The sequence below is a fragment of the Mesorhizobium sp. M1A.F.Ca.IN.020.03.2.1 genome (assembly GCF_004023205.1).
Classification (GTDB): Bacteria; Pseudomonadota; Alphaproteobacteria; order Rhizobiales; family Rhizobiaceae; genus Mesorhizobium.
In genome coordinates, this window is record NZ_RZSV01000315.1 from 1 (window position 1) to 5,168 (window position 5,168).

A 5,168-nucleotide genomic window follows, 5' to 3' on the forward strand; every position below is an offset into this window, starting at 1 on the left:
GGCGCTGGCCACCGGAGAGCTGGTGCGGCTTCTTGTCGAAGGAGGCTGCAAGCCCGACGAGGGCGAGCGCTTCGCGTGCCTTTGCCGTCCGCGTCGCGCCATCGACGCCCTGCATGCGCAACCCGAAGCCGACATTCTTACCGACGCTCATATGCGGGAACAGCGCGTAGTCCTGGAAGACGGTCGCCGTCGGTCGCTTGGCTGGCGGCACGGCGGTGCAGTCCTGCCCGCGGATGAACACCTTGCCTTCGCTGGGGGGGACGAAGCCGCCAAGGATCGAAAGGAGCGTCGTCTTGCCGGAGCCCGACGGGCCGAGGAGGATCGTGTAGGTGCCGGGCTCGATCGCGAGCGAGACGTTCTTCAAAACGGCGAGGAGGCCGAAACGATGCGAGACGTTGCGGATGTCGACCAATGGGGCGCTCATGCCGGCTTTCTCCGCAGCAGGGTCAATTCGAACAGCACCACGAGCACAATCGAGACCGCAAAGACCAGCGAGCCGACGGCATTGGTCTTGGGATTGAGGCCGGAGCGCAAGAGGTTCCAGATCTCGACCGGGAGCGTCGTCTCGAAACGGGTGAGCAGGTAGGAGATGACGAACTCGTCCCAGGAGAAGGTCATCGACAGGAAGAAGCCGGCGAAGATCGCCGGCGCCATGACCGGCACGGTGATCATCAGCAGCACCTTCCATTCGGGAGCGCCGAGGTCGCGCGCGGCGCGCTCGATGTTGATCTGGTGGTCGCCCATCTGGCTATAGATGATGGCGAAGCAGAGCGGCAGGTTGATCACCACATGGCCGATGCCGGCGGCGATGAGCGATTTCGGCACGCCGGCCCAGTTGAACAGCACCAGCAGCCCCATGCCGATGATCAGATAGCTGACGGTGAGCGGCAGCGTGATCAACCCGCGCAGCAGGGCCGAGCCCGGCAGCACGAAGCGCGCGAAACCCCAGGCGGAAAGGAAGCCGAGCGTGACGGATGCGAGCGAGGACAGCACCGCCACCAGCAGCGAATTGACCAGCGCGGAGGTGAGGCGTGCATCGGACAGCACCGCCTGGTACCAGCGCAGCGACGGGCCGGTGAAAGGCGGGATCGGGAAAGAGGTCGCCTGCAGCGAGAACAGTATCAGCACGACCACCGGCAGGAAGATGAAGCCGTAGACGGCGATCGCGTAGAGCCAGGCGGCGAGGCGGACGGCAGCACGCATGGTCAAGCCCGCTCGATCTTCAGCCAGCGGGCGCAGGCGAGATAGGCGACGGTGACGACGGCCATCAGGATGATCGAAAGCGCCGAGGCCAGCGGAAAATCGCCGCGCCGGCCGATCTGCATCATGACCAGCTGCGGCATGACCAGCTCGTTGTTGCCGCCGAGGATCTGCGGCGTGATGTAGTCGCCGATGCAGAGTACGAAGGTGAGGAAAGCCCCGACCATGATACCGGGCAGGGTCAGCGGCAGCACGACATGCAGGAAGGTCCGCACCGGCCCGGCACCGAGGTCGGCGGCCGCCTTGCGATAGCTCGGGCTAAGTTGTTTCAGATTGGCGAATATGGTGAGCGTCAGCAGCATGACGAAGAAGTGGACGAAGCCGGTGACGGTGGCGAACCGAGTGTTCGCAAGCTGCAGCGGCTCTGCGACCAAGCCGACGCCGGTGAGCGCCCGATTGATGACGCCGTTCTGCGCCAGCACGAGCAGCCAGGAATAGGAGCGCACGACGTAAGACGTCCAGAACGGCAGCACGGCGAGCATCAGTGCCAATCGCTGCCAGCGCTCCGGCACTTGCTCGGCGAGGATCCAGGCGAATGGATAGGCGAGCACGATCGAAATCACGGTGACGATTGCGGTCACCTTCAACGAGTTCACCATCGCCCGCCAGTAGGATGGATCGGTGAAGAACTGGCTGTAATTGGCCAAAGTGAAGCCGCCGCCTTCATGCGCCGTCAGGCTCGACAATCCCATGGCGACGAAGGGCAGCACGAAGAACAGAAGCGTCCACGCCAGCGCCGGCGCGACCAGCGCCCAGGGCAGGGCACGCAGGTTGCTTCCGGCAACGCTCATCGGCCGATTACTGCGCCTGCAGCATTTCGGTCCATATGTCCTGCATCTTCTTGTCGAGATCGGCGTTCGGCGCCGGATAAGCCTGGGCGCGGGCGAGGAAGCCGGGCTGCTCGTCGAAGCGCAGGATCTTCTTCTGCTCTTCGGTGAGCGCCGCCTTCTTGTTGGACGGCATGCCCCAGTAGCAGGAGGAGGTGGCAAGGCGCGCCTGGCCCTCCGGGCTCAGGATATACTGGATGAATTTTAGCGCCATGTCCTTGTTCTTGGATTGCTTGAACATGGCGAGCGACTGCGACCATAGCACCGCGCCTTCCTTGGGGATCGAGAAGTCGAGCGCCGGGTTTTCCTTGGCGAGCCCCGCCGTCACCCACTCGCCGCCGCCGACAAGGACGTCCACCTCGCCGGTCGCAAGCGCGGTCTGGCTGGCGGTGACTTCGCCGACCAGCTTGGCGTTGGCCTTCATCTTGAGCAGCTCGGCCTTGAGAGCGGGCAGGTCTGCCTCGGTGAGGTCGGCGGTCTTCTTGCCGATGGCCAGAGCCGCCATGCCGATGACCGGCAGGTAATAGTCGTAGATCGCGATCTTGCCCTTGTATTTGTCGCTGGTCAGCGAAGCCAGCGACTGCATGTCGGCCGGATCGACCTTGGTCTTGTTGAAGCCGATCGTGTTGTAGCCGAACTTTTCGGTGATGCCGTAGCGCTTGCCGTCGACTACGGTCGACTTGTCCATCTTCACTTCCGGAAAGAGGTCGGCGAAAGGCAGCTTGTCCTCCGGCAGCGGCTCGAACAGGCCTTTCTCGACACCGCGCGGTACGTCGATGGAATCGATCACCATCACGTCCCAATCGCCCGGCTGCGACTGATCGACGATCGCGAGCCCTGCGCCTGTGCCCTCGAATTCCTTGACGTTGACCTTGACGTTGTTGGCCTCCTCGAAGGGCTGCAGCAGCGCCGGATCGGAGTGGTCGCACCAGATCAGCGCGTTGAGATCGGCGGCCTGAGCGCCGCCAGCGGCGAGCAGTGCCACAGCAGCGCAGGCGGCTCCGAGACGGGACTTCAGGCTGGAAAGCGGATTCCGGACAGTCATCGAGTGTTCTCCCTGCCTTGCTGGCTTGTTGAGGAAAAGTTGAACCAATTCTAAAATTGAGTCAATTATGATTTTGTGGCAGAGAGGCCGATATGAGCGGATTGCGCGCACGGCAGAAGGCGGACAGGCACCGCCGCATCATCGATGCGGCGACGGAGCTTTTCCGTGAGGCCGGCTATGAAGGCGCCAAGATCGAGGCCATAGCTGCGCAGGCAGAGGTCTCGATCGGCACGATCTACAATTACTACCAGAATAAGGGTGACATCCTCGGCGCCATCGTCGCTATGGAGGTCAACGAGGTGCTGAATGCCGGGCAAGGCGTGGTCGGCAGCCCGCCGGCCGATGTCTGCGACGCGCTCGACAGGCTGATCGGCATCTATATCGAGCACTCGCTCAATTACCTGAGCAAGGAGATGTGGCGGCAGGCGATGGCAATCTCGACCCAATTGCCCGACAGCCCTTTCGGCCAGGCCTATACCGCGCTCGACCGCGCCTTGACCGAACAGATCCGGGCGCTGATCGCCCGCCTGCAGGAGATCGGCCTGGTGCGGTCAGACATCGACGGCCCAGCGGTGGGCGAGTTGATCTTCAACAACATGAACATGATGTTCATCGAGTTCGTGAAGCGCGACGAGGCGAAAATCCCGGAGCTGCGCGCGGCGATAAGGCGGCAGAACCGGATCTTGGTGGCTGCGATCGGCGTATAGAAGATCAAGAGCGAGCAGGTAGAGGGCTTTCAGCAAAGCGTCGCGGCCGAACGTACTCACTGACGGTTGATCAGCCACAGAATGGTCGAGAGAACGACACTGATCAGAATTCCCGTGGTGATGGGAACGTAGAGCCTGAAATTCTCGCGCTCGATCACGATATCACCGGGCAGCCTGCCGAGGCCGATCCTGGTTACCCAGGGCCACAGCAGGCCAGCGGCAACTATGCTGAGGCCAATGACGATCAGAGTTCGCGACATGGCAGCACCTGCCGGAAATAGCGCATTGCCAGAATATAGTGATGCTCGAAAGCTGGCAGAGCGAAGGATGGTGCCCCCGGCAGGGATCGAACCCGCGACCTTCGGTTTACAAAACCGCTGCTCTACCAGCTGAGCTACAAGGGCACGGCGCTCCGGTAGCACATTTCGTGCGCCAGTAAAGACAAAACTCCGTTTTGGGTTGCTAATGGACCGCTTGGCTTAGTCGGCATGCTGAAAAGCGGCGCGCCGCTTCCTACATCTCTGTCGGGTGCAATCGCGTCGAACGGGGTGTCGCATGATTAGATTCGTCATCATCCTACCGCTCATCGTCGTGACCTGGCTTCTCCTGATGAAGGCCGTCAGCGATCTGAAGAAGGCCAACATCGACTGGACGGGCGTCACCACGATCATCGGCTTCATCGTGCTGGCCTTCTGGCTGCGGCACGTGACGGGAATGGGGTGAAGGGGAGTGAATGGTTAATGGTGAAAGGCGGCGTTTTCTCGACCATTCACTCATTCACCCATCCATCGAACCTTTTGCCGCCGCTCCGCCACAACTGATCACCAGAGGCGAATGGTCGCCTCGATCAGAGATAGGAGCAGTCCCGAAAGATTTGAGCCGCTTCCGGGCACTCAAAAAAAATCAGAAAAAAACTTCGAACCTTTTCCGCGCTGCAACGACAGATGATCAAGAGGCGGATGGATCGCCTCGGTCAGGAACCAAGGAGATCATCATGTTCAAGCGCACGCTCGTTTCGACCCTTATCGCCACCTCTGTCGCCGCCGGCACGCTGGCCGGCACCGTCCAGCCTTCGGCCGCTCACGACCATCATCACCGCCGCGAGCTCGGCATCGGCATCGCCGCCGGCGTTGGCGGCTTCGTCCTGGGCAACCTGCTCGCTCAGCAGCCGCGGACGGTCTATGTCGAGGATGGCTACCACGGTTCCTGGCATGTTCGCCGCTGCATGGCCCGCTATGCCAGCTACGATCCGGGCTCGAACACCTACATCGGCTACGACGGCTATCCGCATTACTGCCGCCTCTGAGAGCAATTCCAGGAAAAGCGCAT

8 protein-coding genes and 1 tRNA gene are annotated in these 5,168 nt (G+C 61.8%); 3 read left to right on the top strand and 6 right to left on the bottom strand.

What is annotated here, in order from left to right; translation table 11 throughout:
* The 4 genes from EOA79_RS29320 to EOA79_RS29335 all read right to left on the bottom strand — a co-directional run.
* A partial coding sequence (locus tag EOA79_RS29320) for an ABC transporter ATP-binding protein (protein WP_164893996.1) occupies positions 1 to 424 on the bottom strand: 424 nt, incomplete at its 3' end.
* Positions 421 to 1,203, bottom strand: coding sequence for an ABC transporter permease (locus tag EOA79_RS29325; RefSeq protein ID WP_095824702.1), 783 nt, complete (start codon positions 1,201 to 1,203; stop codon positions 421 to 423). The genes EOA79_RS29325 and EOA79_RS29320, both read right to left, overlap by 4 nt.
* 2 nt (positions 1,204 to 1,205) lie before the next feature.
* Positions 1,206 to 2,051: an ABC transporter permease gene (locus EOA79_RS29330; RefSeq protein ID WP_095824701.1), complete on the bottom strand. Its 846-nt coding sequence runs from the start codon at positions 2,049 to 2,051 to the stop codon at positions 1,206 to 1,208.
* A 7-nt stretch (positions 2,052 to 2,058) separates the two neighbouring features.
* Entirely contained in the window at positions 2,059 to 3,132 is a 1,074-nt protein-coding gene (locus EOA79_RS29335; protein WP_095824700.1) for a spermidine/putrescine ABC transporter substrate-binding protein, read from the bottom strand.
* Between the two features lie 92 nt (positions 3,133 to 3,224).
* On the opposite strand from EOA79_RS29335, the gene EOA79_RS29340 reads away from it, so the two are divergent.
* Positions 3,225 to 3,839: a TetR/AcrR family transcriptional regulator gene (locus tag EOA79_RS29340; RefSeq protein ID WP_095824699.1), complete on the top strand. Its 615-nt coding sequence runs from the start codon at positions 3,225 to 3,227 to the stop codon at positions 3,837 to 3,839.
* Positions 3,840 to 3,895: 56 nt separating this feature from the next.
* On the opposite strand, the gene EOA79_RS29345 is transcribed toward EOA79_RS29340, so the two are convergent.
* Both EOA79_RS29345 and EOA79_RS29350 read right to left on the bottom strand, forming a co-directional pair.
* Positions 3,896 to 4,099: a DUF2905 domain-containing protein gene (locus EOA79_RS29345; protein WP_067321527.1), complete on the bottom strand. Its 204-nt coding sequence runs from the start codon at positions 4,097 to 4,099 to the stop codon at positions 3,896 to 3,898.
* A gap of 68 nt (positions 4,100 to 4,167) precedes the next feature.
* Positions 4,168 to 4,243, bottom strand: a tRNA-Thr gene (locus EOA79_RS29350).
* Positions 4,244 to 4,394: 151 nt separating this feature from the next.
* On the opposite strand from EOA79_RS29350, the gene EOA79_RS29355 reads away from it, so the two are divergent.
* Both EOA79_RS29355 and EOA79_RS29360 read left to right on the top strand, forming a co-directional pair.
* Positions 4,395 to 4,562, top strand: a complete 168-nt coding sequence (locus tag EOA79_RS29355) for a hypothetical protein (RefSeq protein ID WP_082953745.1) — start codon at positions 4,395 to 4,397, stop codon at positions 4,560 to 4,562.
* A gap of 271 nt (positions 4,563 to 4,833) precedes the next feature.
* Positions 4,834 to 5,145, top strand: a complete 312-nt coding sequence (locus EOA79_RS29360; RefSeq protein WP_066989901.1) for a BA14K family protein — start codon at positions 4,834 to 4,836, stop codon at positions 5,143 to 5,145.
* Positions 5,146 to 5,168: the final 23 nt, after the last annotated feature.